Source organism: Paenibacillus bovis (assembly GCF_001421015.2).
GTDB lineage: Bacteria > Bacillota > Bacilli > Paenibacillales > Paenibacillaceae > Saccharibacillus > Saccharibacillus bovis.
Genome location: NZ_CP013023.1, coordinates 5,131,646 through 5,155,927, shown reverse-complemented (window position 1 = coordinate 5,155,927; position 24,282 = coordinate 5,131,646). Strand labels below are relative to the sequence as shown.

The following is a 24,282-nucleotide window of genomic DNA, read 5'->3' as shown; positions in this document are numbered from 1 at the left end:
TTACTTGCGAACCTGCGTTCTCTTTTATGAAAAAAAGCCGGGAAATGCTGTAACAACGGCGTTATAGGCGACAAATACGGTTGACGATGTGAGGTTACATAATATATACTTGGGCTATATTTTATAGGGTAACGGAGACCTTGCGTTGCAACCGGAGGGATTGTTTGTGAGTGTCGACCTCAAAGATATCATGGTGTCACCATACGATTACCAGAGCGATGAAGATCTTGTAGAAGCCGTCCGGCAAGGCGATTCCGAAGCCTTGGAGTACTTGATTACCAAGTACAAAAATTTTGTACGTGCAAAAGCCCGGTCTTATTTTCTTATCGGCGCAGATCGTGAAGATATCGTGCAGGAAGGCATGATCGGCCTGTACAAATCGATTCGTGATTTCAAAAACGACAAGATGTCTTCGTTCAAGGTGTTTGCCGAACTGTGTATTACCCGTCAGATCATTACTGCGATCAAGACGGCTACACGGCAAAAGCATATTCCGCTGAACTCGTATGTATCCCTGGACAAACCGATCTATGACGAAGATTCCGACCGTACACTGCTTGATGTCATTTGTGGCTCACAGGTATCCGATCCGGAAGAACTGGTTATCAACAAAGAGGAATTCACCGGTCTCGAGGACAAAATGTCCGAGATTCTGAGTGATCTGGAGCGTAAAGTTCTGATGCTGTATCTTGATGGACGTTCTTATCAGGAGATCGCTGTTGATCTCTGCAGACATGTCAAATCGATTGATAACGCGCTTCAGCGTGTCAAACGCAAGCTTGAGCGATACCTCGAAGTACGTGATAACTAGACTCCTGGCAACCAAGTGAAGACTCTGCATATAGAGTCTTTTTTATTTTGTATGGCACTGTCGTTCACCCTGTAATGTGGCAACAACCAATAGCAAAAAAATCATTCGATCCGGTCTGGAAAAGAAGCTGAAAAGAATTGTTATTTTTTTGAAAAACAAACACGAATATTCGTTGACACGCTCAGAGGGCTGTGATAAAGTGTTTCAGGTAGGCCTGAAATCGCCTGTTCTTAGGTGTGTCAATCTTTATGGCGACGAAGGCAGCTATATGAGCAAGTGTAACCACCCTGACCGCATGGGGATGAAGAATGGAACAGGCTTTTGCTCTGCCCCTTTTCTTCGTTTAACCAGATCGTCTTTTGGAGGTGTAGTCGTGGCACGAAGCTTTAAGTCTATGTTTTCCTTTTTCTCCGAAAGCTGGGCTGAACTTAAAAAGGTTCGCTGGCCTAATCGTAAAGAGCTGACCAACTATACTCTTATCGTTATCGGTACGATATTGTTTGTCGCCGTTTATTTTTGGGTTCTAGACATCGGCATTTCCGCTGTGATCGAAGCGATAATTTAAGAAGGGTTCCAGGTGGCTTGATATGGAAAAAAGATGGTACGTAGTTCATACTTATTCAGGGTATGAAAACAAGGTCAAGGCCAATTTGGAAAAACGCGTTGAGTCCATGGGCATGGAAGACAAGATTTTCCGCGTTCTTGTTCCTATGGAAGAAGAACTGGTAAACAAAGACGGCAAGAAAAAAACCGTTATGCGTAAAGTTTACCCGGGATATGTTCTTGTTGAAATGATCCAGACTGATGATTCCTGGTATGTAGTACGCAACACGCCTGGTGTAACCGGCTTTGTCGGTTCGACAGGTTCAGGCTCCAAGCCGACTGCGCTGCTGCCGGAAGAAGTGGAACAGATTCTCAAACACATGGGTATGGAAGAGCCGAAGGAGCATATCGACTTCGAGGTCAAAGAATCCGTACGCATCAAAGTTGGACCGTTTGCGAATTTTGTGGGCTCCGTGGAAGAAATCTTGGTAGACAAGAGCAAGCTCAGAGTGCATGTTAACATGTTCGGACGGGAAACCCCGCTTGAGCTGGATTATACTCAAGTGGAAAAGATATAGCAGGTTTCTAGGATGACACGGGGATTTAAAATGAGCAATCATTTTGAATGCCAAACGGTGCTTCCGGTTTTACCGCATAGGCTTGAGGCAGATGTTTTGAGTCGTATGCGTCGTTTTACGTGGGAGGGCAGCGATGTCCGTCTACCACTATTCGCAAGGAGGTGTTTTACATGGCTAAAAAGGTAATCAAAATGGTAAAACTGCAAATCCCAGCTGGTAAAGCGAATCCGGCTCCTCCAGTAGGTCCGGCATTGGGTCAAGCAGGTGTCAACATCATGGCATTCTGTAAAGAGTTCAACGCTCGCACAGCAGATCAAGCAGGTTTGATCATTCCGGTTGAGATCACAGTGTTTGAAGATCGTTCTTTCACTTTCATCACAAAAACTCCACCGGCTGCAGTTCTTCTGAAAGTTGCTGCTAAGATCGAAAAAGGATCTGGCGAACCGAACAAGAAGAAAGTTGCAGTTGTTAAACGTTCCGCAGTTCGTGAAATTGCAGAACAAAAAATGCCTGACCTGAACGCAGCTTCTATCGAAGCAGCAATGCTGATGGTTGAAGGTACAGCACGTAGCATGGGTATCACAATCGAAGACTAATTTGTATTAGTTTTTACTGGTGTCCGCCAGGATCCAGTCTATGCGGAAACATTGCTTTCCGCATATGTGGGAGGAATATCCGTTAATACCACAAAGGAGGAATAACAAATGGCTAAACATGGTAAAAAATATTTGGAAGCTGTTAAAGTAATTGACAGCGAAGCAACTTACGAGCCAGCTGAAGCAGTTGCTTTGGTTAAAAAAGCAGCTACTGCAAAATTCGACGAAACTGTTGAAGCAGCAGTACGTCTGGGTGTAGACCCTCGTAAACAAGATCAGGCTGTTCGTGGCGTAGTAGTACTGCCGCACGGTACTGGTAAAACTCAACGTGTTCTCGTATTCGCAAAAGGCGAAAAAGCAAAAGAAGCGGAAGCTGCTGGTGCTGACTTCGTTGGCGATCAGGACATGATCAACAAAATCCAACAAGGATGGTTCGAATTTGATGTCTGCGTAGCTACGCCGGACATGATGAGCGAAGTTGGTAAACTGGGACGTCTGCTCGGTGGTAAAGGTCTGATGCCTAACCCTAAAGCAGGTACAGTTACATTCGACGTTACCAAAGCTGTTCAAGAAATCAAAGCTGGTAAAATCGAATACCGTCTGGACAAAGCAGGACAAATTCACGCTCCTATCGGTAAAGTATCTTTCTCTGAAGAGCAATTGAACGAGAACCTGCAAGCTTTGGTTGAAGCGCTGAACCGTGCTAAACCAGCTGCAGCAAAAGGTATCTACCTGAAAAACATTGCGGTATCTTCCACAATGGGACCAAGCGCACGCGTAAACGCAGCATCTTACAGATAATTAATGGTTGACAACAACCTTTATATTTGATAATCTGTGAAAGTTGTAATTATGCTTGAACTTTGTACTTGCAATTACACTTGAATATGTTTAACCGTAGACAGTAGGTGCCCGTAAAGGCTTAATTTCCTACCGAGGTGTTATGATAGAATATCGGATACTCAGCGCGCAGCTTGCTGCGCCTGGTGAATCCGCTCCGTCAAGCCTTCGTCATTCTGCGGGGGCTTTTTTAATGCCCGTAGGAACTTTTCTTCCGAATCGCAAGAAGATGAAGAAAAGCAAGAATACGATCAGGAGGTGTCCAATTTGGCAAACGCAAAAGTAATCCAGGCAAAACAGGAAGCGGTAGAAGTGGTTGCAGCGAAATTGCGCGAGAGCGTAACTACAGTTGTTGCTGACTATCGTGGTCTGAACGTAGCTCAAGTTACAGAACTGCGCAAGCAACTGCGTGAAGCTGGTATCGAGTTCCAAGTATTGAAAAATACACTGGTTCGTCGTGCCACTGAGTCTGCTGACCTGACTGAACTGAACGAAGTACTGAGCGGTCCTACCGCTATTGCTTTCAGTAAAGACGATGCAGTAGCACCGGCTAAAATTCTGAACGATTTCGCTAAAACGAATGACGCTCTGGAATTGAAAGGCGGCGTTGTTGAAGGACGCGTAGTAAGCGCAGAAGAAATCAAAGCACTGGCAGCTCTGCCATCCCGCGAAGGTCTCTTGTCCATGCTGCTTAGCGTACTTCAAGCTCCAGTTCGCAACTTTGCACTGGCAGTTAAAGCAGTATCCGAGAAAGAAGAGCAAAGCGCGTAAGCAATTTGCACCCTGTTCCTCACACGCCTTAACGGCGTAAAAATGGCTGTAATCAGCCAAACCAAAATACAACCAATTATGGAGGGTTTATAAATGAGTCAAGAGCAAATCCTTGAAGCCATCAAAGGCATGACTGTACTGGAACTGAATGATCTGGTAAAAGCAATCGAAGAAGAATTCGGTGTAACTGCAGCAGCTCCAGTAGCAGCAGCAGCAGCAGGCGGCGCAGCTGCAGAAGCTGAGCAAACTGAGTTTGACGTAGTACTGACTTCCGCTGGTGCTTCCAAAATCAACGTAATCAAAGCTGTTCGTGAAGTAACTGGTCTGGGTCTGAAAGAAGCTAAAGAAGTAGTAGACAACGCTCCTAAAGCAATCAAAGAAGGCGTTGCTAAAGAAGAAGCTGAATCCATCAAAGCAAAACTGGAAGAAGCAGGCGCATCTGTAGAATTGAAATAAGAGAGTTTCTCTTCTTTCTTACAAACCCCTTGAATCCGTTCAAGGGGTTTGTTTTATAAAAAAAGCAGTATAACAGGTGAAATCAAGAAAGGGTGAAGGAATGATATGGGAGATCATTATTATTCCAGCCAGCCTGGTGCAGCGCATGAACGCCGTATTATTGAAGCGGAATTGCGGGGCAAGGCTTTCAAATTTATAAGTGATGCCGGAGTCTTTTCCAAAACAGGAGTAGACTATGGCAGCAGAGTGCTCATTGATGCCCTTACACTAAGTGAAGATTCCAACGTGCTGGATGTAGGCTGCGGTTATGGGCCTATTGGTCTGTCTGCTGCATGTCTGGCAGCTAAAGGACATGTAACGATGCTGGATGTTAATGCACGTGCGGTTCAACTGGCCAAAGAAAATGCCGCTCTCAATCATATTGAGAATGTAACGATTCTGGAAAGTGATTTGTTTGCAGCTGTTCAGGGACAGAAGTTCGACGTTGTGCTAACCAACCCGCCGATCCGTGCAGGCAAGGCAACTGTACATGCCATTTTTGAAGAAGCTGCAGCTCATTTGAAGGATGGAGGCTCACTATGGGTCGTTATCCAGAAAAAGCAGGGTGCTCCTTCAGCCAAAGCCAAAATGGAAGAGTTGTTCACCAGTGTGGAGGAAGTTACCAAGGATAAAGGATATCGCATCTTCCAGGCAATCAAATAAAAAAGGCCTATTCATCGGCTAGGATGAACAGACCTTGACACAAACCGGAAACGTAAAAACAGTGAATACGCCTGTTGACTTAAATAGGCTAACGTGTTATTATTACAAAATGTCAGTATTAAGATGCCCTTTTTGGCTTTAGTTTTCTGTAGAATTACGAAAATTATGTACCATAAGGGTGTTTAATCTTGTCCTTAAACGTATAATAATCGGTATTTCAGTTAATTTCAACTGAAATATAAGTCTGAGCTGCTGGGTCACATCCGTTGATAGCTGATGGTGCTCTTTTTTCGAGAAGATTCGATAAGAGCTTTTCTCTATTTGTGGGTGTGCACTTCTATGTATGGACCTATTATACGTGATCCAAACAGCAGTTCGCAATGAAATTTTTAAGTGAGTAGACATTAAGGGGTGAGTATAAGTTGGCAGGACATCTTGTTCAATATGGTCGACGCACTCGGCGAAGTTATGCACGAATTAACGAAGTTCTTGAAGTACCTAACCTGATCGAAATCCAACAAAAATCTTATCAGTGGTTTTTGGATGAAGGATTGCGTGAAATGTTCCAGGATATCTCGCCAATTCAAGATTTTACAGGCAATCTGGTGCTCGAGTTCATCGACTACAGCCTTGGTGAGCCGAAATACACAGTAGACGATGCGAAAGAGCGTGACGTTACGTATTCAGCTCCGCTGCGGGTAAAAGTCCGTCTCATTAACAAGGAAACGGGTGAAGTCAAAGAGCAGGAAGTATTCATGGGTGATTTCCCGCTGATGACGGAAACCGGCACCTTTATCATTAACGGTGCAGAACGGGTTATTGTCAGCCAGTTGGTTCGCTCTCCCAGCGTCTATTTCAGCACTAAAGTCGATAAAAATGGTAAAACATCATATACTGCTACCGTTATTCCTAACCGTGGCGCATGGTTGGAACTGGAGATGGATGCAAAAGATATCGTCTATGTACGTATCGACCGCACTCGTAAGATCCCGGTAACCGTACTGCTGCGTGCACTTGGATTCGGCAGCGACGCTGAAATTCTGGACCTGCTTGGCAATGACGAATATATCCGTAATACATTAGATAAAGATAACACCGACTCTACCGAGAAAGCGCTGATCGAGATCTACGAGCGTCTTCGTCCGGGCGAGCCACCAACACTTGATAACGCCAAAAGCTTGCTCGTAGCGCGTTTCTTCGATCCAAAACGCTATGATCTTGCAAATGTAGGTCGTTACAAAATCAACAAAAAGCTTCATATCAAAAATCGTCTCTTTAACCAGCGCCTCGCTGAGACGCTGATTGATACCAATACAGGTGAGATTGTAGCAGAAGCCGGACAGGTAGTAGATCGTCGTCTCCTTGATGAGATCATGCCTTACCTTGAAGGTGACTTGAACTTCAAAACTTACCATGTAGCTGGCGGCGTACTCGATGCCAATGATATTCCGATGCAGACAATCAACGTCTTCTCTCCACTGGAAGATGGCAAAGTAGTATCGGTAATTGCCAACGGCACAATCGATAAATCCGTTAAGAACATTACACCGGCTGATATTATCGCATCGATCAGTTACTTCCTGAACCTGCTTCAGGGTATTGGCGATACGGATGATATTGACCATCTGGGTAACCGTCGTCTGCGTTCCGTAGGCGAGCTGCTGCAAAATCAGTTCCGTATTGGTCTGTCCCGTATGGAACGTGTAGTACGCGAGAGAATGTCCATTCAGGATGCTAACGTGATTACTCCACAGGCACTTATTAACATACGTCCTGTGATTGCATCCATCAAGGAGTTCTTTGGTAGCTCCCAGCTGTCCCAGTTTATGGATCAGACTAACCCGCTTGGCGAACTGACGCACAAACGTCGTCTGTCTGCCCTCGGACCCGGCGGTCTGACACGTGAGCGCGCAGGCTTTGAAGTCCGTGACGTACATCCGAGTCACTATGGCCGTATGTGTCCTATCGAGACTCCAGAGGGACCAAACATCGGTTTGATCAACTCCCTGTCCACGTTCGCACGTATCAATGAGTATGGCTTCATCGAAGCACCATACCGTCGTGTAGATCCTAACGCTAATCGGGTAACCGATCAGATTGATTACCTGACAGCGGATGAAGAAGATAACTATGTAGTCGCACAGGCGAATGCGGTCCTGAACGAAGACGGTACTTTTGCAGAGGAAATGGTAATCAGCCGTTACAACAAACAGGCTGACAATATCCTTCCTATGCCGAGAGAACGCGTTGACTATATGGACGTATCTCCAAAACAGGTTGTATCTGTTGCGACGGCATTGATTCCGTTCCTGGAAAACGATGACTCCAACCGTGCTCTGATGGGTTCCAACATGCAGCGTCAGGCGGTACCTTTGCTTATTCCGAAGGCACCACTGGTCGGTACAGGTATGGAACACAAAGCAGCCAAGGATTCCGGCGTATGTATTGTAACCAAATACGACGGTATCATCGAACGCTCTACAGCGAGCGAGATTACACTGCGCCGTATCGAAAACGTAGACGGCAAAGAAGTTAAAGGTGATCTCGTTAAGTATAAATTACACAAATTTATGAGATCTAACCAAGGTACTGCCATCAACCAGCGTCCAATTGTCAAAACAGGCGACGTTGTGAAAAAAGGCGATATCCTGGCAGATGGTCCATCCACAGAGATGGGCGAGATCGCTCTGGGACGTAACGTAGTCGTAGCATTTATGACCTGGGAAGGTTATAACTACGAGGATGCGATCCTGCTGAGCGAGAAACTCGTAAAAGAAGATGTGTACACTTCTATTCATATTGAAGAATATGAATCCGAAGCTCGTGATACGAAGCTCGGTCCGGAAGAAATCACACGCGATATTCCTAACGTGGGTGAAGATGCACTGAAAAATCTCGACGAGCGTGGTATTATCCGCATCGGTGCCGAGATTGCTGCTGGCGATATTCTTGTTGGTAAAGTAACACCTAAAGGTGTAACCGAACTGACAGCGGAAGAGCGCCTGTTGCACGCGATCTTTGGTGAAAAAGCACGTGAAGTTCGCGACACCAGCCTTCGTGTACCACACGGTACAGATGGTATTGTCGTAGACGTTAAAGTGTTCACCAGAGAAAACGGCGACGAGTTGCCACCGGGTGTAAATCATCTGGTACGTGTATACATCGCGCAAAAACGTAAAATCTCCGAAGGCGATAAAATGGCGGGACGTCACGGTAACAAAGGTGTCGTTGCACGTATTCTGCCGGAAGAAGATATGCCGTTTATGCCAGATGGTACACCGGTACAGGTAGTACTGAATCCACTGGGCGTACCTTCCCGTATGAACATCGGTCAGATTCTTGAAGTCCATATCGGTATGGCAGCGATGAAGCTTGGTATTCACGTCGCTACACCGGTCTTTGACGGAGCGAACGAGTACGATGTATTCGATACAATGGAAGAAGCTGGCATGCAACGTAACGGTAAGACAATCCTTTACGATGGAAGAACCGGTGACGAGTTCGAGCGTGAAGTTACAGTCGGCGTTATGCACATGATCAAACTGGCGCACATGGTCGATGATAAAATCCATGCTCGTTCCACAGGTCCTTACTCTCTCGTTACACAACAGCCGCTGGGTGGTAAAGCTCAGTTCGGTGGTCAGCGTTTCGGGGAGATGGAAGTATGGGCGCTTGAAGCTTATGGCGCCGCGTATACCCTGCAAGAGATCCTTACTGTCAAATCCGATGATGTCGTTGGTCGTGTGAAAACGTACGAATCCATCGTGAAAGGCGAAAACGTTCCTGAACCGGGCGTTCCTGAATCTTTCAAAGTATTGATCAAGGAGCTGCAAAGCTTGGGTATGGACGTTAAGATTCTCAATGAAGATGAAAATGAAATTGAGATGAGAGAGCTGGATGACGAGGAAGAGAACACCAATGATAAACTGAGCCTCAACCTTGAAGGTTCAGAAGTCGGCGTAGATTAATATCACTTATTCATGATTCCCAACATTGTCTGATGAAGGTAGACCGGAGTGTTTCCGGTCTATCCTCATTCATCAGACGGTGCGTTGGGATTTGTGCGGAATACAGAGCTTTACAATAAATAGGATTTGGCCTTAGGAGGGGTGTCTCTTGATAGACGTTAACAATTTCGAATTTATGAAAATTGGGCTTGCTTCCCCAGACAAAATTCGTTCTTGGTCCCGCGGAGAAGTTAAAAAACCGGAGACAATCAACTACCGTACGCTTAAACCAGAGAAAGACGGTCTGTTCTGTGAACGCATTTTCGGACCAACCAAAGACTGGGAATGTCATTGCGGTAAATATAAGCGCGTACGTTACAAAGGTGTAGTCTGTGACCGTTGTGGCGTTGAAGTAACACGTGCCAAAGTACGTCGTGAACGTATGGGACATATTGAGCTGGCAGCTCCTGTATCCCACATTTGGTATTTCAAAGGTATCCCGAGCCGTATGGGTCTTGCACTCGATATGTCTCCACGATCCCTGGAAGAAGTTATCTACTTCGCATCTTATGTTGTTACCGATCCAGGCGAGACACCATTGGAGAAGAAACAACTTCTCTCTGAAAAAGAATACCGCAGCTACCGTGAAAAGTATGGCTACGGATTCCATGCAGGTATGGGTGCAGAAGCGATCAAGCGACTGCTTCAAGACCTGGATCTGGACAAAGAACTGGAATTCCTGCGTGAAGAGCTGCGTACCGCTCAAGGCCAACGTCGTAACCGTGCGATCAAACGTCTTGAAGTTATCGAAGCATTCCGCAATTCCGGCAACTCTCCGGATTGGATGATCATGGATGTTCTGCCGGTAATTCCGCCAGAAATTCGTCCGATGGTTCAGCTGGATGGTGGACGTTTTGCAACATCCGACCTGAATGACCTGTACCGTCGTGTAATCAACCGGAATAACCGTCTGAAGCGCCTGCTGGATCTGGGTGCTCCTGATATTATCGTACAGAACGAGAAACGTATGCTGCAGGAAGCTGTAGATGCCTTGATCGATAACGGCCGTCGCGGACGTCCGGTAACCGGTCCTGGTAACCGTCCTCTGAAATCCCTCAGCCATATGCTGAAAGGTAAACAAGGTCGTTTCCGTCAGAACTTGCTCGGTAAACGTGTCGATTACTCTGGTCGTTCCGTTATCGTCGTAGGTCCTTACCTGAAAATGTACCAGTGCGGTCTTCCAAAAGAAATGGCGCTGGAACTGTTCAAGCCATTCGTAATGAAAGAGCTGGTTAACAAAGGCCTGGCTCATAACATTAAGAGTGCAAAACGCAAAGTTGAACGTGTAAGTCCGGAAGTATGGGATGTACTGGAAGAAGTAATCAAAGAACACCCGGTTCTTCTGAACCGTGCACCAACGCTGCACAGACTCGGTATCCAGGCATTTGAACCGATTCTGGTTGAAGGCCGCGCAATCCGTCTGCATCCGCTCGTATGTACAGCATATAACGCTGACTTTGACGGTGACCAAATGGCGGTTCACGTACCGTTGTCTGCAGAAGCACAAGCGGAAGCACGCTTGCTGATGCTGGCATCCGGTAACATCTTGAACCCTAAAGACGGCAAGCCGGTTGTTACACCTTCCCAGGATATGGTCCTCGGCTCCTACTATCTCACCATGGATAATATGGAAGCCAAAGGTTCCGGCATGATCCTGCGTACAGTCAATGAAGCCGTATCCGCTTATCAGCGTGGCACAGCTTCCCTGCATGCACGTGTAGCGATTCCTGCCAAAGCACTGGGTAAAACCAGCTTTACGGAAAAACAACAATCCGGTATGTTGATCACAACTGTCGGACGGATTATCTTTAACGAGATTTTCCCTGAGTCTTTCCCTTATATCAATGAACCGACTCGTGCCAACCTGTATCAGGGTATCCCGGATCACTACTTTATCTATGAAAAAGGTACAAACGTACTCGAATTCATGAAGGCCGTTCCGCAAACCGGTGCGATCGGTAAAGAATATCTTGGTACTATCATTGCACGTTGTTTCGAAGTCTACCATACAACACTGACTTCCGTAATTCTGGATAAAATCAAGCAACTGGGCTTCACGTATTCCACTCGTGCGGGTATTACCGTTGGTGTGGCAGACGTTGTGGTTCCACCGGAGAAAACAGCACTGCTGGCTGAATCCGATAAAAAAGTTGCCGTTATCACGAATCAGTACCGTCGTGGTCTGATCACAAACGAAGAGCGTTATGACCGTGTTATCGAGATCTGGTCCCGTACGAAGGACGAGCTGACCGACATCCTGATGAAATCGATGGATCGTTACAACTCCATCATGCTGATGGTTGATTCCAAGGCGCGGGGTAACAAATCCCAGATTACTCAGCTGGGCGGTATGCGTGGTCTGATGGCCAACCCATCCGGTCGTATCATCGAGCTCCCAATCAAATCGAACTTCCGTGAAGGTCTGACAGTCCTTGAGTACTTCCTGTCTACTCACGGAGCGCGTAAAGGTCTGGCGGATACAGCACTTCGTACCGCTGACTCCGGTTATCTGACTCGTCGTCTCGTTGACGTAGCCCAGGACGTAATCGTACGTGAAGATGATTGCGGAACAGACAAAGGATTTATCGTTAGCCGTATCCAGGATGGTAAAGAAGTTATCGAAGACCTGTACGATCGTCTGGAAGGACGCTACTGCTTCGAGACTGTTCGTCATCCGGAGACTGGCGAGATCCTCGCTAGCCGCAATGAACTGATTGATTCTGACAAGGCTGAAGCTATCGTGGCTGCTGGCGTCAACAAAGTACAGATTCGTTCCGTACTGAGCTGCCGTACAAGACACGGGGTATGTAAGAAATGTTACGGTCGTAACCTGGCGACTGGTAAACACGTTGAGATCGGTGAAGCGGTTGGTATTATCGCTGCCCAGTCCATCGGTGAGCCAGGAACCCAGTTGACAATGCGTACGTTCCATACCGGTGGTGTAGCCGGAGATGATATCACTCAAGGTTTGCCGCGTATCCAGGAGCTGTTTGAAGCCCGTAACCCTAAAGGTCAGGCGACAATCAGTGAAATCGATGGCGTAGTCAAAGAAATCCGTGAAGCCAAAGACCGTCGCGAAATCGAAGTCGAAGGTGAAGCAGAAACTAAAGTCTACTCCGTTACCTACGGTTCCCGCCTGCGTGTAAGAGAAGGCATGGAGATCGAAGCAGGGGACGAGCTGACAGACGGTTCCATCGATCCAAAAGAAATGCTGCGTATCAAAGGTATCCGCGGCGTTCAGAACTACATCCTGCAGGAAGTACAACGCGTATACCGTAACCAGGGTGTAGAAATTAACGATAAGCACGTTGAAGTTATGATCAGACAGATGCTGCGCAAAATCCGTATTGTGGATAACGGCGAAACTACGCTGCTGCCAGGCTCATTTGTGGATATCTACGAATATGAAGATGCCAACAAAGTGGCCATTATGGGAGACCGTGAACCAGCTGTTGCCAAACCGGTATTGCTCGGTATTACCAAAGCATCCCTGGAAACTGATTCCTTCCTGTCTGCTGCATCTTTCCAAGAGACCACTCGTGTCCTGACCGATGCTGCAATCAAAGGTAAAGTCGACAAATTGCTGGGTCTGAAAGAGAACGTTATTATCGGTAAGCTGATCCCTGCAGGTACGGGTATGAACCGTTACCGCAGTGTTCAGTTCGAAGAACCGGAAGCAGTAGAAGGAAACGAAGAGAATCTGGAAACTGTAACTGTAGAATAGTTGTAAATGTCAGTAAACGATTGACTGCGATAGCAGTGAATTGATATGATACACAGTAGGGTTAACGCCGGGAGAGTTTTCTTTCCCGGTGCAACCACTGCTTTATCCATATAATTGTCCACATAATTCTTTATAGAACATTCAACTTATCTATTGACACTAACCGTATGATAATGCTAATATAGCAAAGGTGCGTGAATAGAGCGCTGATCCCTGATCTTTTGGAGGGAATCGTTAAGATGACTAATGATAAAGGATTACAGGATGCCCGTATCAAGATCGGCACCAAGCAGACAATGCGAATGGTCGAAACGGGGCAAGCTGATGAAGTCTATGTTGCGCAGGATGCAGAGCAGCATCTCATTTCAAAGATCGTGCAATTGTGTTCCAAGCACTCTGTCAGAATCACTTATGTAGATACGATGAAGGAACTGGGCAAAGCATGTGGAATCGAAGTGGGAAGTGCGATGGCTGTTGTCCTTAAATAATGCAATAAGGAACGTTTTTGCTAGTCAGAACGGCAGGCAAAAACTTTTCATTTGTTCTTTTATGAACCGCCTGGGTCTGTGGGCTTAACAAACGGTTTACAAAAGAACTGAAAATATGGGAAGGGGGTGGCAATACAATGCCAACTATCAATCAATTGGTCCGTAAAGGACGTCAAGCGAAAATCGAGAAATCGAAATCTCCTGCACTGCAAAAAGGGTTTAACGCTCTGAAACGTCAAGAGACAAACCTGAGTGCTCCACAAAAACGTGGTGTATGTACTCGTGTAGGTACGATGACTCCGAAAAAACCGAACTCCGCGCTTCGTAAGTATGCTCGTGTACGTTTAACTAACCGTATCGAGGTTACTGCTTACATTCCAGGTATCGGTCATAACCTTCAAGAGCACAGCGTAGTACTCGTACGCGGTGGCCGGGTTAAAGACTTACCAGGGGTTCGTTATCATATCGTTCGTGGCGCGCTGGATACAGCAGGCGTTAACAACCGTATGCAAGGTCGTTCCAAATATGGTACAAAACGTCCTAAAGAGAAAAAGTAATTCGATAGTGCAGAAATCTGCACTGCACATTTAAGAAAGGGGGATAAACATGCCAAGAAAAGGTCCAGTTACCAAAAGAGACGTGTTGCCAGATCCGGTTTATAACAGCAAGCTTGTTACTCGCCTGATCAACCGCATCATGATCGACGGAAAACGTGGAGTTGCTCAAAGCATTCTTTATAACGCGTTCAACCTGATCCAAGAACGTACAGGAAATGATCCTATGGAAGTATTCGAGGCGGCAATCAAAAACATTATGCCGGTTCTCGAAGTTAAAGCTCGCCGTGTCGGTGGTGCTAACTATCAAGTACCTATCGAAGTTAAGCCGGAGAGACGTACTTCCCTTGGTCTGCGTTGGCTCGTAAACTACTCCCGCAACCGCGGCGAGAAGACTATGGAAGAGCGTTTAGCAGCAGAAATCATCGATGCATCCAATAACACTGGCGCATCCGTGAAAAAACGTGAAGATACACACAAAATGGCTGAAGCGAACAAAGCGTTTGCTCACTACCGCTGGTAGGATTCAAGCCAATTTTCAAAAATTCCTATTTTTGAAGGGAGCACCTATTCATGGCAAGAGAGTTCTCCTTGAAAAATACACGTAATATTGGTATCATGGCACACATTGATGCCGGTAAAACAACCACTACAGAACGTATCTTGTTCTACACAGGACGTACGCACAAAATCGGTGAAGTTCACGAAGGCGCTGCGACAATGGACTGGATGGAGCAAGAACAAGAGCGCGGTATTACGATTACATCCGCGGCTACGACTGCTCAGTGGAAGGGCCACCGCGTTAATATCATTGATACTCCAGGTCACGTTGACTTCACTGTTGAAGTTGAACGTTCCCTGCGTGTATTGGACGGGGCCGTAGGCGTATTTAGTGCGAAAGAGGGCGTTGAGCCACAATCCGAGACTGTTTGGAGACAAGCAGACCGTTATGGTGTACCTCGTATCGCTTATGTCAATAAAATGGATATTATCGGTGCTGATTACCTGAACGTAGTTAAAGATATGCGCGATCGTCTGCAAGCGAACGCAGTAGCGATTCAATTGCCGATCGGTGCAGAAAATGACTTCGTAGGTATCATCGATATTATTGAAATGAAAGCTATCCAGTACAAAGATGATCTGGGTAAAGATCCGGTAGATATCGAGATCCCAGCCGATCTGAAAGATACTGTTGATGAGCTTCGTATGGAACTGGTAGAGAAAGTATCAGAACTGGACGAAGATCTGATGATGAAATACCTCGAAGGAGAAGAGCTGACGGTTGATGAAATCAAAGCTGCTCTGCGTAAAGGTGTTTGTGATGTTAAGATCTTCCCTGTAATCTGTGGTTCCTCTTACCGCAACAAAGGTGTTCAGCCGATGTTGGATGCAGTTATCGATTACCTGCCATCGCCACTGGATGTACCGGCGATCAACGGTCAACTCGAAGACGGTACAGAAGAAATTCGTCATTCTTCGGATGAAGAACCATTCTCTGCACTGGCATTCAAAATCATGACTGACCCTTATGTTGGTAAACTGACATTCTTCCGTGTATACTCTGGTGTACTGCAATCCGGTTCTTACGTTCTGAATGCCACTAAAGGCAAACGCGAACGTATCGGTCGTATCCTGCAGATGCACGCTAACAGCCGTGAAGAAATCAGCGTAGTATACGCTGGTGACATCGCTGCAGCTGTTGGTTTGAAAGATACAGGAACTGGTGATACACTGTGTGATGAGAAGAATCCGGTTATCCTGGAGTCCATGAACTTCCCTGATCCGGTTATCGAGATCGCAGTTGAGCCAAAAACCAAAGCAGACCAAGATAAAATGGCAACTGCTCTGGGTAAATTGACGGAAGAAGATCCTACTCTGCGCGCTTCTACTAACGAAGAAACAGGTCAAACGATCCTGGCAGGTATGGGTGAGCTTCACCTTGATATCATTATCGACCGTATGCGTCGTGAATTTAAGGTTGAAACTAACGTAGGTCAACCACAGGTTGCTTATCGTGAAACATTCCGTCAACCAGCTCGCGTCGAAGGTAAATTCGTACGTCAATCCGGTGGTCGTGGTCAATACGGTCACGTATGGGTTGAATTCGAACCTCTCGAAGCAGGTACTGGTAACCAATTCGAAAGCAAAATCGTCGGTGGTTCCGTACCAAGAGAATACGTTGGTCCTGCACTTCAAGGTATCGAGGAGCAAATGAAGAACGGTGTTCTTGCAGGCTTCCCGGTTGTAGACGTAAAAGCTACAGTTGTAGACGGATCTTATCATGATGTCGATTCCAACGAGATGGCATTTAAAATTGCCGGTTCGATGGCATTGAAATCCGCAAAAGACAAGTGTAAACCTGTCCTGCTGGAGCCTATCATGAAAGTTGAAGTTACAGTACCAGAAGAGTACATGGGTGACGTAATGGGTATGCTGAACTCCCGTCGCGGCCGTATCGAAGGTATGGATTCCCGCAGCGGTACTCAAATTATCCGTGCAAAAGTACCTCTGTCCGAAATGTTTGGATATTCCACAACACTTCGTTCCGGTACACAAGGACGCGGCGTGTTCTCCATGGAACTTTCTCATTATGAAGAAGTACCTAAGAGCATTGCTGAAGCAGTTAGTGCAAAAGCTAACGGCTAAGTCTAAACTCTGTTTTCACCTATGGAGTAGGCAGAAAGCGGTCTAACCGCTTTCTGATCCATACCCCATACCAAAAATAAACAACACTACCTTCAAGGAGGAACTGTTTAAAATGGCAAAGGCTAAATTTGAACGTAATAAACCGCACGTTAACATCGGTACTATCGGTCACGTCGATCATGGTAAAACAACTCTGACTGCTGCAATCACAACTGTACTGTCCAAAACTTACGGTGGTGCTGCTGTAGCATTCGATCAAATCGATAAAGCTCCAGAAGAGCGCGAGCGCGGTATCACTATCTCTACTGCACACGTTGAGTACGAAACTCCTAACCGTCACTATGCACACGTTGACTGCCCAGGTCACGCTGACTATGTTAAAAACATGATCACTGGTGCTGCACAAATGGACGGAGCGATCCTGGTTGTATCCGCAGCTGATGGCCCTATGCCACAGACTCGTGAGCACATCCTGCTGTCCCGCCAAGTAGGCGTACCTTACATCGTAGTATTCCTGAACAAATGTGACATGGTAGAAGACGAAGAGCTTCTGGAACTGGTAGAAATGGAAGTTCGCGATCTGCTGAGCGAATACGATTTCCCAGGCGACGATACTCCAATCACTCGTGGTTCTGCTCGTGAAGCACTGGCTAACCCTGATGGCGACTGGGCTAAGAAAATCGTTGAAATGTTCGAAACAATCGATACTTACATCCCAACTCCAGAGCGCGACACTGATCGTCCGTTCCTGATGCCTGTCGAGGACGTATTCTCTATCACTGGTCGTGGTACAGTTGCAACTGGCCGTATCGAGCGTGGTACTGTTAAAGTCGGCGACGAGATCGAAATCGTTGGTATCCAAGAAGAAACTAAGAAATCCGTTGTTACGGGCGTAGAAATGTTCCGTAAACTGATGGATTCCGCTCAAGCTGGTGACAACATTGGCGCCCTGCTGCGTGGTGTTGATCGTACTCAAATCGAGCGTGGACAAGTACTGTCCAAACCAGGTTCTGTTAACCCGCATACTGAGTTTTCCGCTCAAGTATACGTTCTGACAAAAGAAGAAGGTGGCCGTCACAAGCCTTTCTTCACTGGTTACCGTCCACAGTTCTACTTCCGTACAACTGACGTAACTGGCGTTATCTCCCTGCCAGAAGGTACTGAAATGGTTATGCCTGGTGATAACATCACTGTTAGCGTATCCCTGATCAACCCAATCGCGATTGAAGAAGGTACTCGCTTTGCGATCCGTGAAGGCGGACGTACAGTAGGCGCTGGCGCGGTTGCTACAATCTCCAAATAATTAATCTTTCCACGTGATCTTCAGGATCTGGAAGATTTAAATAAGCAACAATGTATTGTAACGAAGCAACATTGTATCCTAATCGAAAGTTATGATAAGGCCTGCTTCCTTTGCAAAAAGGTGCAGGTCTTATTTTATTATGGAAAAGTTTTAAAAAAGACTTGCGCATCAACCAGCTTATCATATATAATAACTAATGTTGTGCTGAGACGTTGCGATGATGTGAGAGGTTACTGACACACCCGGCTCCTTTGCCATGAGCGGTGAGTTGGAAAATTTTCACGGAGTATGTCCGATAATAAATTGGGCGATAAAAGGAGGGACTAAAATGGCAAAGCAAAAGATTCGTATTCGCTTGAAAGCTTACGATCACAGAATTCTTGATCAATCCGCAGAGAAAATCGTTGAAACGGCTAAACGTTCCGGCGCAGGAGTATCCGGACCGATCCCGCTTCCGACTGAGAAACAAATCATCACTATTCTCCGTGCGGTGCATAAATACAAAGATTCTCGTGAACAATTCGAACAACGTACACATAAACGTTTGATCGACATTGTTAACCCAACTCCACAAACTGTGGATGCTCTGATGCGTCTGGACTTACCGTCTGGCGTAGATATCGAAATTAAACTGTAATCCACATAGATGTGGTAATACGCAAAAGCGAAAAGAGGTGTCAACATGAAAGGTATCTTAGGAAGAAAACTTGGTATGACTCAAGTCTTTACCGCGGAAGGTAACGTTATTCCCGTAACGGTAATCGAAGCTGGACCATGTGTGGTTCTGCAGAAGAAAGACCTGGAAAATGACGGATACGAAGCGGTACAAATCGGTTTTGCTGATAAAAAAGCAAGCAGATCCAACAAACCGGAAGCAGGACATGCTACTAAAGCAAACACTGTGCCTAAGCGCTACGTTCGCGAAATTCGCGGTGTTGACCTCGCAAATGTCGAGGTTGGCCAGGAACTCAAAGCAGATTTGTTTGCTGAAGGTGAGTTCGTTGACGTAACGGGTATTTCCAAAGGTAAAGGTTTTGCCGGCGTTATCAAACGTTGGGGACAAAGCCGCGGACCAATGTCTCACGGTTCCCGTTATCATCGCAGACCAGGTTCGATGGGTTCTATCCAAGCGAACCGTGTACCGAAAGGTAAACGTCTGCCAGGTCACATGGGTCATGATACAGTAACGATCCAACACCTCGAAGTTATCCGCGTGGATGCTGAGCGTAACGTAATTCTCGTTAAAGGCTCTATCCCAGGCCCTAAAAATAGCTTCGTTAAAGTTAAAGAAACGGTGAAAAAATAATTAAAAAAGAAAGGAGGAACATGAAATGCCCAAAGTAGCACTTTATAGTATCGATGGCAGCCAGGTTGGCGAAATCGAATTGAGCGATTCCGTATTCGGTATCGAACCTAATACTAGCGTGCTCCACGATGCAGTTGTTATGCAACGCGCTTCTCTTCGTCAAGGTACTCACAAAGTAAAAGGACGCTCTGAAGTTCGCGGTGGTGGACGCAAACCATGGAAACAGAAAGGAACTGGACGTGCTCGTCAAGGTTCTATCCGTTCTCCACAATGGAAAGGCGGCGGCGTAGTATTTGGACCAACTCCACGTAGCTATGCTTTCAAACTGCCTAAAAAAGTTCGTCGTCTGGCGATCAAATCTGCTTTGTCTTCCAAAGTAGTAGCTAATGAAATTATCGTTCTGGATACACTGACTCTGAACAGTCCAAAAACTAAAGAGTTTGCAGCAATCCTGAACAACCTGAAAGTAGACCGTAAAGCATTGATCGTAGCTTCCGAGTACGACAATAACGTAGCTCTTTCTGCTCGTAACATCCCAGGTGTTAAATTCGTTGCAGCTGACGGTGTGAATGTTCTAGACGTGCTTGTGCACGATAAACTGATTCTGACGAAGGAAGCAGTTCAGAAGGTAGAGGAGGTGTTCGCGTAATGAAGGATCCACGCGATATAATCAAGCGTCCGGTAATTACTGAGCGTACTGCTGACTACATGAGCGAACTGAAATATGCTTTCGAAGTTGACATTCGTTCGAATAAAACGGAAATCAAAAAGGCAATTGAAGAAATCTTCAAAGTGAAAGTGTCCAAAGTTAACACTCTTCGCATGCCAGCTAAACCAAAACGTTATGGCCGTTACAGTGGTTATACTTCCGAATGGAAGAAAGCAATCGTAACATTGGCTCCAGAAAGCAAGCCGCTTGAGTTTTTTGAATCTGTAGAGTAAGGAGGACAACCCGTGCCTATTAAAAAGTACAAACCGACATCCCCGGCTCGTCGTAATATGAGTGTTTCGACATTCGAAGAGATTACAACGAATCAACCGGAGAAAACGTTGCTGGCTCCGCTTTTCAAAAAAGCAGGCCGTAACAACCAAGGTAAAATTACTGTTCGTCACCACGGCGGCGGACACAAACGTAAATACCGTATCATCGACTTCAAGCGTAACAAAGATGGAATACCAGGTCGCGTTGCTACAATCGAGTACGATCCAAACCGTACTTCCAACATCGCGCTGCTGCATTACGCTGATGGCGAAAAACGTTACATCATCGCTCCAAAAGGACTGAAAGTTGGAGATCAAGTATTCTCCGGTCCGGAATCCGATATCAAAATCGGTAACTCCCTGCCATTGGAAAACATTCCTGTAGGTACAGTTATCCACAATATCGAATTGAAACCAGGTAAAGGTGGTCAGCTCGTTCGCGCAGCTGGTACGGAAGCCCAATTGCTTGGTAAAGAAGAAAAATACGTATCTATCCGCCTGTCTTCCGGTGAAGTACGTCGCGTACTTAAAGTATGCCGCGCTACAATCGGTTCTGTAGGTAACGAAGATCACGAATTGATCAAAATCGGTAAAGCTGGTCGTAACCGCTGGTTGGGCAAACGTCCACAAGTTCGAGGCGTAGTTATGAACCCTAACGATCACCCACACGGTGGTGGTGAAGGTAAAGCTCCTATCGGTCGTAAATCTCCAATGTCACCTTGGGGTAAACCAACTCTGGGTTACAAAACTCGTAAAAAAGGTAAAGCTTCCGATCAATACATCATTCGCCGCCGCACGAAGTAAGATTTGTGCTTGAATGCTTGTAAAGTATGAAGTGACGAAAAGATGAAGGGAGGATTCAACCTATGAGCCGTAGTCTTAAAAAAGGTCCTTTCGTGGATGGATACTTGCTGAAAAAAGTGGAAGTTCTGGATGCTGACAACAAAAAAACAGTGATCAAAACTTGGTCCCGTCGCTCCACAATTTTCCCACAATTCATCGGACACACTTTCGCTGTCTATGATGGACGCAAACATGTACCTGTATACGTAACGGAAGATATGGTCGGACACAAGCTTGGTGAGTTCGCACCAACTCGTACGTACAAAGGTCACACTGATGATGACAGAAAAACAAGACGTTAATATAGTGTTGTAAAAGTAAGAGAGGAGGTCACGCAATGCAAGCGAAAGCACATGCAAAGTTTGTACGCATCGCTCCGCGCAAAGTTCAACTGGTTGTTGACCTGATCCGCGGAAAGCAGGTTGGTGAGGCGATCGCAATTCTGCGTCACACACCAAAATCTGCATCTCCGGTAGTTGAGAAGCTTCTTAACTCCGCAATCGCCAATGCTGAATTCATCAGCACTGAGAAAAACGAATCTCTGGACGTGAACAACCTGTTCATTTCTGAAGCTTTCGTTAACCAAGGTCCTACTTTGAAACGGTTCCGCCCTCGTGCAATGGGACGTGCAAGTAAGATCAACAAACGCACCAGCCACATTTCTTTGGTGGTAACTGAAAAATAAAAGGAGGGAAAACGTGTGGGCCAAAAGGTAAATCCCATCGGATTGCGTGTAGGTATTATCCGTGACTGGGAATCTAAATGGTATGCTGGTAAAGACTTCGGCGATCTTCTTCTGGAAGACGTTCGTATCCGTGAATACCTGAAGACGAAACTGAAGGAGTCCGCTGTCTCCCGAATCGAAATCGAGAGAGCGGCTAATCGCGTGAACGTTACAATTAACACTGCGAAACCTGGTATGGTTATCGGACGCGGTGGTTCCGAGGTTGAAGTACTTCGTAATGAAGTGACTAAAATCGCGGGCGGTAAAAAAGTTCACATTAACATTTCCGAAATCAAAAATCAGGAACTGGATGCTATCCTCGTTGCTGAAAGCATTGCACAACAACTGGAACGTCGCGTTTCTTTCCGTCGTGCTCTGAAACAATCGATCCAAAGAACTATGCGCTCTGGCGCTAAAGGAATCAAAACAGCCGTTAGCGGACGTCTTGGCGGTGCTGAAATCGCCCGTTCTGAAGGTTACAGCGAAGGAACTGTTCCACTGCATACACTTCGTGCTGATATCGATTACGGTACAGCTGAAGCTCATACAACTTACGGCCGTATCGGCGTAAAAGTATGGATCTATCGTGGCGAGGTTCTTCCTACGGCTAAGAAACAAGCTGCTCAGGAAGGAGGCAACTAATCATGTTGGTACCTAAACGTGTAAAACACCGTAAACAGCATCGTCCAGGAATGGCTGGTCGCGCTAAAGGCGGTACTGAACTGAACTTCGGCGAATTCGGCCTGCAAGCTACTGAGCCTGCATGGATCACGAACCGTCAAATCGAAGCTGCCCGTATTGCTATGACTCGTTATATCAAACGTGGTGGTAAAGTATGGATCAAAATTTTCCCGGATAAACCTATTACTCAAAAGCCTCTCGAGGTTCGTATGGGTAGCGGTAAAGGTAACGTAGAAAAATGGGTTGCCATCGTTAAACCAGGAAAAATTATGTTTGAACTTGCTGGCGTATCTGAAGAGATTGCACGTGAAGCAATGCGTCTGGCTTCTCATAAATTGCCGGTAAAAACTAAGTTTGTGAAACGTGAAGAATTGGGTGGTGAAGCAAATGAAGGCTAATGAATTGCGCAACCTTACCACTGCTGAAATCGAGCAAAAGATTGCTGGTTTTAAAGAGGAACTCTTTAACCTGCGCTTTCAACTTGCTACCGGTCAATTGGATAACCCTACTCGTATTAGCGCAGTCCGTAAGCAAATTGCACGTGCTAAAACAGTAGTTCGTGAAAGAGAACTCGGAATTACTTCATAATCCAATATTTGACGAGCTTGTGATTGCCGTCAGCTGAGGGAGGAGGCCCACTATGAGCGAACGTAATGCCCGTAAAGTACAGGTAGGCAAAGTTGTCAGCGACAAAATGGATAAAACTATTGTTGTAGCTGTAGAAACTTACAAAAAGCACGATCTGTATCACAAACGCATTAAGTACACTAAGAAATTCAAAGCTCATGATGAAAACAACACTGCGAAAATCGGTGACGTTGTTAAAATCATGGAAACTCGTCCACTGTCCAAAGATAAAAACTGGAGACTGGTGGAAGTTGTAGAAGAAGCAATCATCATTTGATGATTTGATATAAGTTGCCTGGAAGGAGGAACTAGAAATGATTCAACCATTTACACGTTTGGCTGTAGCCGATAACTCCGGCGCAAAAGAACTGATGTGTATTCGCGTATTGGGTGGTACTGGACGTCGTACAGCTGCTATCGGCGATACAATCGTTTGTTCTGTAAAACAAGCAACACCAGGCGGCGTTGTCAAAAAAGGTGATGTAGTTAAAGCAGTAGTTGTTCGTACGAAGAGCTCTGTACGTCGTAAAGACGGTTCTTACATCGCATTTGATGAAAATGCAGCAGTGGTAATCAAAGACGATAAAGGCCCTCGTGGTACTCGTATCTTTGGACCAGTTGCTCGTGAACTGCGTGACCGCGATTACATGAAAATCGTTTCCCTGGCTCCGGAAGTCATCTAAACGATACCGATATAAGGCCCTGTGCCTGAGTGAGTTATAGGAGGTGTACAGAAATGGCGAAAGTGAAAAAAGTGTTGGAGTCTCACAACAACAAGCTGCACGTGAAAAAAGATGATACGGTTATCGTAATCAGCGGTAAAGACAAAGGTAAAAAAGGTCGCGTAATCGCTGCGTATCCTCGTGAAAATCGCGTACTGGTTGAAGGCGTGAATATGATCACCAAGCATCAAAAACCAACTCAGCTGAACCCGCAAGGTGGACGCGTTGAGAAAGAAGCACCTATCCACGTTTCGAACGTAATGCACGTTGATCCTAAGGACGGAAAAAAAGTAACCCGCGTTGGTTACAAAACACTGGATAACGGCAAAAAAGTTCGTGTGGCTAAGCGCTCCGGAGATACAATCGATTAATACTAATT

Annotated in this window: 28 protein-coding genes and 1 other annotated feature; all 28 genes read left to right on the top strand. The window is 46.0% G+C overall.

From position 1 onward, the window contains the following. Window positions 1–166 precede the first annotated feature (166 nt). The 28 genes from sigH to rplX all read left to right on the top strand — a co-directional run bounded on the left by sigH (window position 167) and on the right by rplX (window position 24,274). Window positions 167–811 carry an RNA polymerase sporulation sigma factor SigH gene (sigH, locus tag AR543_RS22205; protein ID WP_017815347.1) on the top strand — a complete coding sequence of 215 codons (645 nt, stop codon included), beginning with the start codon at window positions 167–169 and terminating at the stop codon, window positions 809–811. A gap of 373 nt (window positions 812–1,184) precedes the next feature. Further along, on the top strand, window positions 1,185–1,376 hold the full coding sequence (secE, locus tag AR543_RS22200; protein ID WP_046213630.1) for a preprotein translocase subunit SecE: 192 nt from the start codon (window positions 1,185–1,187) through the stop codon (window positions 1,374–1,376). A gap of 22 nt (window positions 1,377–1,398) precedes the next feature. Continuing rightward, window positions 1,399–1,932: a transcription termination/antitermination protein NusG gene (gene nusG / locus AR543_RS22195; protein WP_017815349.1), complete on the top strand. Its 534-nt coding sequence runs from the start codon at window positions 1,399–1,401 to the stop codon at window positions 1,930–1,932. Window positions 1,933–2,102: 170 nt separating this feature from the next. Then, window positions 2,103–2,528, top strand: coding sequence for a 50S ribosomal protein L11 (gene rplK, locus AR543_RS22190; RefSeq protein WP_026136396.1), 426 nt, complete (start codon window positions 2,103–2,105; stop codon window positions 2,526–2,528). Window positions 2,529–2,636: 108 nt separating this feature from the next. Beyond that, on the top strand, window positions 2,637–3,329 hold the full coding sequence (gene rplA, locus AR543_RS22185; protein ID WP_060536440.1) for a 50S ribosomal protein L1: 693 nt from the start codon (window positions 2,637–2,639) through the stop codon (window positions 3,327–3,329). 76 nt (window positions 3,330–3,405) lie between these two features. Beyond that, window positions 3,406–3,569: a sequence feature (ribosomal protein L10 leader region), on the top strand. Between the two features lie 66 nt (window positions 3,570–3,635). Then, entirely contained in the window at window positions 3,636–4,139 is a 504-nt protein-coding gene (gene rplJ / locus AR543_RS22180) for a 50S ribosomal protein L10 (protein WP_017815352.1), read from the top strand. A 93-nt stretch (window positions 4,140–4,232) separates the two neighbouring features. Next, window positions 4,233–4,595 carry a 50S ribosomal protein L7/L12 gene (rplL, locus tag AR543_RS22175; RefSeq protein ID WP_046213354.1) on the top strand — a complete coding sequence of 121 codons (363 nt, stop codon included), beginning with the start codon at window positions 4,233–4,235 and terminating at the stop codon, window positions 4,593–4,595. Between the two features lie 105 nt (window positions 4,596–4,700). Continuing rightward, on the top strand, window positions 4,701–5,297 hold the full coding sequence (locus AR543_RS22170; protein ID WP_060536439.1) for a class I SAM-dependent methyltransferase: 597 nt from the start codon (window positions 4,701–4,703) through the stop codon (window positions 5,295–5,297). A 422-nt stretch (window positions 5,298–5,719) separates the two neighbouring features. Further along, on the top strand, window positions 5,720–9,265 hold the full coding sequence (rpoB, locus tag AR543_RS22165; protein WP_060536438.1) for a DNA-directed RNA polymerase subunit beta: 3,546 nt from the start codon (window positions 5,720–5,722) through the stop codon (window positions 9,263–9,265). Between the two features lie 148 nt (window positions 9,266–9,413). Next, window positions 9,414–13,028, top strand: a complete 3,615-nt coding sequence (gene rpoC / locus AR543_RS22160; RefSeq protein ID WP_060536437.1) for a DNA-directed RNA polymerase subunit beta' — start codon at window positions 9,414–9,416, stop codon at window positions 13,026–13,028. Window positions 13,029–13,267: 239 nt separating this feature from the next. Then, window positions 13,268–13,516 (top strand): ribosomal L7Ae/L30e/S12e/Gadd45 family protein, encoded by a 249-nt coding sequence (locus AR543_RS22155; RefSeq protein WP_017815357.1) that lies wholly within the window; start codon window positions 13,268–13,270, stop codon window positions 13,514–13,516. Between the two features lie 137 nt (window positions 13,517–13,653). Next, window positions 13,654–14,073 carry a 30S ribosomal protein S12 gene (gene rpsL / locus AR543_RS22150; protein WP_017815358.1) on the top strand — a complete coding sequence of 140 codons (420 nt, stop codon included), beginning with the start codon at window positions 13,654–13,656 and terminating at the stop codon, window positions 14,071–14,073. 49 nt (window positions 14,074–14,122) lie between these two features. Then, window positions 14,123–14,593, top strand: a complete 471-nt coding sequence (gene rpsG, locus AR543_RS22145) for a 30S ribosomal protein S7 (RefSeq protein WP_017815359.1) — start codon at window positions 14,123–14,125, stop codon at window positions 14,591–14,593. 50 nt (window positions 14,594–14,643) lie between these two features. After that, complete coding sequence (fusA, locus tag AR543_RS22140) at window positions 14,644–16,716, top strand: elongation factor G (protein WP_060536436.1); 2,073 nt, start codon at window positions 14,644–14,646, stop codon at window positions 16,714–16,716. A gap of 112 nt (window positions 16,717–16,828) precedes the next feature. Further along, complete coding sequence (tuf, locus tag AR543_RS22135) at window positions 16,829–18,019, top strand: elongation factor Tu (protein ID WP_046213348.1); 1,191 nt, start codon at window positions 16,829–16,831, stop codon at window positions 18,017–18,019. Between the two features lie 328 nt (window positions 18,020–18,347). Next, window positions 18,348–18,656: a 30S ribosomal protein S10 gene (rpsJ, locus tag AR543_RS22130; protein ID WP_017692074.1), complete on the top strand. Its 309-nt coding sequence runs from the start codon at window positions 18,348–18,350 to the stop codon at window positions 18,654–18,656. Between the two features lie 45 nt (window positions 18,657–18,701). Beyond that, window positions 18,702–19,325: a 50S ribosomal protein L3 gene (gene rplC, locus AR543_RS22125; protein ID WP_060536435.1), complete on the top strand. Its 624-nt coding sequence runs from the start codon at window positions 18,702–18,704 to the stop codon at window positions 19,323–19,325. A 25-nt stretch (window positions 19,326–19,350) separates the two neighbouring features. Further along, window positions 19,351–19,974 carry a 50S ribosomal protein L4 gene (rplD, locus tag AR543_RS22120; RefSeq protein WP_060536434.1) on the top strand — a complete coding sequence of 208 codons (624 nt, stop codon included), beginning with the start codon at window positions 19,351–19,353 and terminating at the stop codon, window positions 19,972–19,974. Beyond that, entirely contained in the window at window positions 19,974–20,267 is a 294-nt protein-coding gene (gene rplW / locus AR543_RS22115; protein ID WP_017815364.1) for a 50S ribosomal protein L23, read from the top strand. The genes rplD and rplW overlap by 1 nt, the downstream gene beginning before the upstream one ends. Window positions 20,268–20,279: 12 nt before the next feature. Continuing rightward, window positions 20,280–21,110, top strand: a complete 831-nt coding sequence (gene rplB, locus AR543_RS22110) for a 50S ribosomal protein L2 (protein ID WP_017815365.1) — start codon at window positions 20,280–20,282, stop codon at window positions 21,108–21,110. 62 nt (window positions 21,111–21,172) lie between these two features. Next, window positions 21,173–21,451 (top strand): 30S ribosomal protein S19, encoded by a 279-nt coding sequence (rpsS, locus tag AR543_RS22105; RefSeq protein WP_017815366.1) that lies wholly within the window; start codon window positions 21,173–21,175, stop codon window positions 21,449–21,451. Window positions 21,452–21,486: 35 nt separating this feature from the next. Beyond that, entirely contained in the window at window positions 21,487–21,834 is a 348-nt protein-coding gene (rplV, locus tag AR543_RS22100; protein WP_017815367.1) for a 50S ribosomal protein L22, read from the top strand. A 15-nt stretch (window positions 21,835–21,849) separates the two neighbouring features. Further along, on the top strand, window positions 21,850–22,515 hold the full coding sequence (gene rpsC / locus AR543_RS22095) for a 30S ribosomal protein S3 (RefSeq protein ID WP_017815368.1): 666 nt from the start codon (window positions 21,850–21,852) through the stop codon (window positions 22,513–22,515). 2 nt (window positions 22,516–22,517) lie between these two features. Continuing rightward, the gene (rplP, locus tag AR543_RS22090) at window positions 22,518–22,952 is read left to right on the top strand and encodes a 50S ribosomal protein L16 (RefSeq protein ID WP_017815369.1); all 435 of its coding nucleotides are present in this window, start codon (window positions 22,518–22,520) and stop codon (window positions 22,950–22,952) included. Further along, window positions 22,942–23,142, top strand: a complete 201-nt coding sequence (rpmC, locus tag AR543_RS22085; protein ID WP_017815370.1) for a 50S ribosomal protein L29 — start codon at window positions 22,942–22,944, stop codon at window positions 23,140–23,142. The genes rplP and rpmC overlap by 11 nt, the downstream gene beginning before the upstream one ends. A 52-nt stretch (window positions 23,143–23,194) precedes the next feature. Beyond that, on the top strand, window positions 23,195–23,458 hold the full coding sequence (rpsQ, locus tag AR543_RS22080; protein WP_017815371.1) for a 30S ribosomal protein S17: 264 nt from the start codon (window positions 23,195–23,197) through the stop codon (window positions 23,456–23,458). A 37-nt stretch (window positions 23,459–23,495) separates the two neighbouring features. Then, entirely contained in the window at window positions 23,496–23,864 is a 369-nt protein-coding gene (rplN, locus tag AR543_RS22075) for a 50S ribosomal protein L14 (protein WP_017815372.1), read from the top strand. A 53-nt stretch (window positions 23,865–23,917) separates the two neighbouring features. Next, window positions 23,918–24,274, top strand: a complete 357-nt coding sequence (rplX, locus tag AR543_RS22070) for a 50S ribosomal protein L24 (RefSeq protein WP_082472306.1) — start codon at window positions 23,918–23,920, stop codon at window positions 24,272–24,274. The last annotated feature ends 8 nt before the right edge of the window (window positions 24,275–24,282 follow it).

Bases quoted from the DNA above. Each gene is read 5' to 3' on its own strand.
- nusG (WP_017815349.1), top strand. From the start codon at position 1,399: ATGGAAAAAAGATGGTACGTAGTTCATACTTATTCAGGGTATGAAAAC.
- rplP (WP_017815369.1), top strand. From the start codon at position 22,518: ATGTTGGTACCTAAACGTGTAAAACACCGTAAACAGCATCGTCCAGGA.
- rplD (WP_060536434.1), top strand. From the start codon at position 19,351: ATGCCCAAAGTAGCACTTTATAGTATCGATGGCAGCCAGGTTGGCGAA.
- rpsG (WP_017815359.1), top strand. From the start codon at position 14,123: ATGCCAAGAAAAGGTCCAGTTACCAAAAGAGACGTGTTGCCAGATCCG.
- rplW (WP_017815364.1), top strand. From the start codon at position 19,974: ATGAAGGATCCACGCGATATAATCAAGCGTCCGGTAATTACTGAGCGT.
- rpsQ (WP_017815371.1), top strand. From the start codon at position 23,195: ATGAGCGAACGTAATGCCCGTAAAGTACAGGTAGGCAAAGTTGTCAGC.
- tuf (WP_046213348.1), top strand. From the start codon at position 16,829: ATGGCAAAGGCTAAATTTGAACGTAATAAACCGCACGTTAACATCGGT.
- rplX (WP_082472306.1), top strand. From the start codon at position 23,918: ATGGCGAAAGTGAAAAAAGTGTTGGAGTCTCACAACAACAAGCTGCAC.
- AR543_RS22155 (WP_017815357.1), top strand. From the start codon at position 13,268: ATGACTAATGATAAAGGATTACAGGATGCCCGTATCAAGATCGGCACC.
- rplN (WP_017815372.1), top strand. From the start codon at position 23,496: ATGATTCAACCATTTACACGTTTGGCTGTAGCCGATAACTCCGGCGCA.
- rplL (WP_046213354.1), top strand. From the start codon at position 4,233: ATGAGTCAAGAGCAAATCCTTGAAGCCATCAAAGGCATGACTGTACTG.
- rpsS (WP_017815366.1), top strand. From the start codon at position 21,173: ATGAGCCGTAGTCTTAAAAAAGGTCCTTTCGTGGATGGATACTTGCTG.
- AR543_RS22170 (WP_060536439.1), top strand. From the start codon at position 4,701: ATGGGAGATCATTATTATTCCAGCCAGCCTGGTGCAGCGCATGAACGC.
- rpsJ (WP_017692074.1), top strand. From the start codon at position 18,348: ATGGCAAAGCAAAAGATTCGTATTCGCTTGAAAGCTTACGATCACAGA.
- rpmC (WP_017815370.1), top strand. From the start codon at position 22,942: ATGAAGGCTAATGAATTGCGCAACCTTACCACTGCTGAAATCGAGCAA.
- rplV (WP_017815367.1), top strand. From the start codon at position 21,487: ATGCAAGCGAAAGCACATGCAAAGTTTGTACGCATCGCTCCGCGCAAA.
- rplK (WP_026136396.1), top strand. From the start codon at position 2,103: ATGGCTAAAAAGGTAATCAAAATGGTAAAACTGCAAATCCCAGCTGGT.
- fusA (WP_060536436.1), top strand. From the start codon at position 14,644: ATGGCAAGAGAGTTCTCCTTGAAAAATACACGTAATATTGGTATCATG.
- rplC (WP_060536435.1), top strand. From the start codon at position 18,702: ATGAAAGGTATCTTAGGAAGAAAACTTGGTATGACTCAAGTCTTTACC.
- rpsL (WP_017815358.1), top strand. From the start codon at position 13,654: ATGCCAACTATCAATCAATTGGTCCGTAAAGGACGTCAAGCGAAAATC.
- rplA (WP_060536440.1), top strand. From the start codon at position 2,637: ATGGCTAAACATGGTAAAAAATATTTGGAAGCTGTTAAAGTAATTGAC.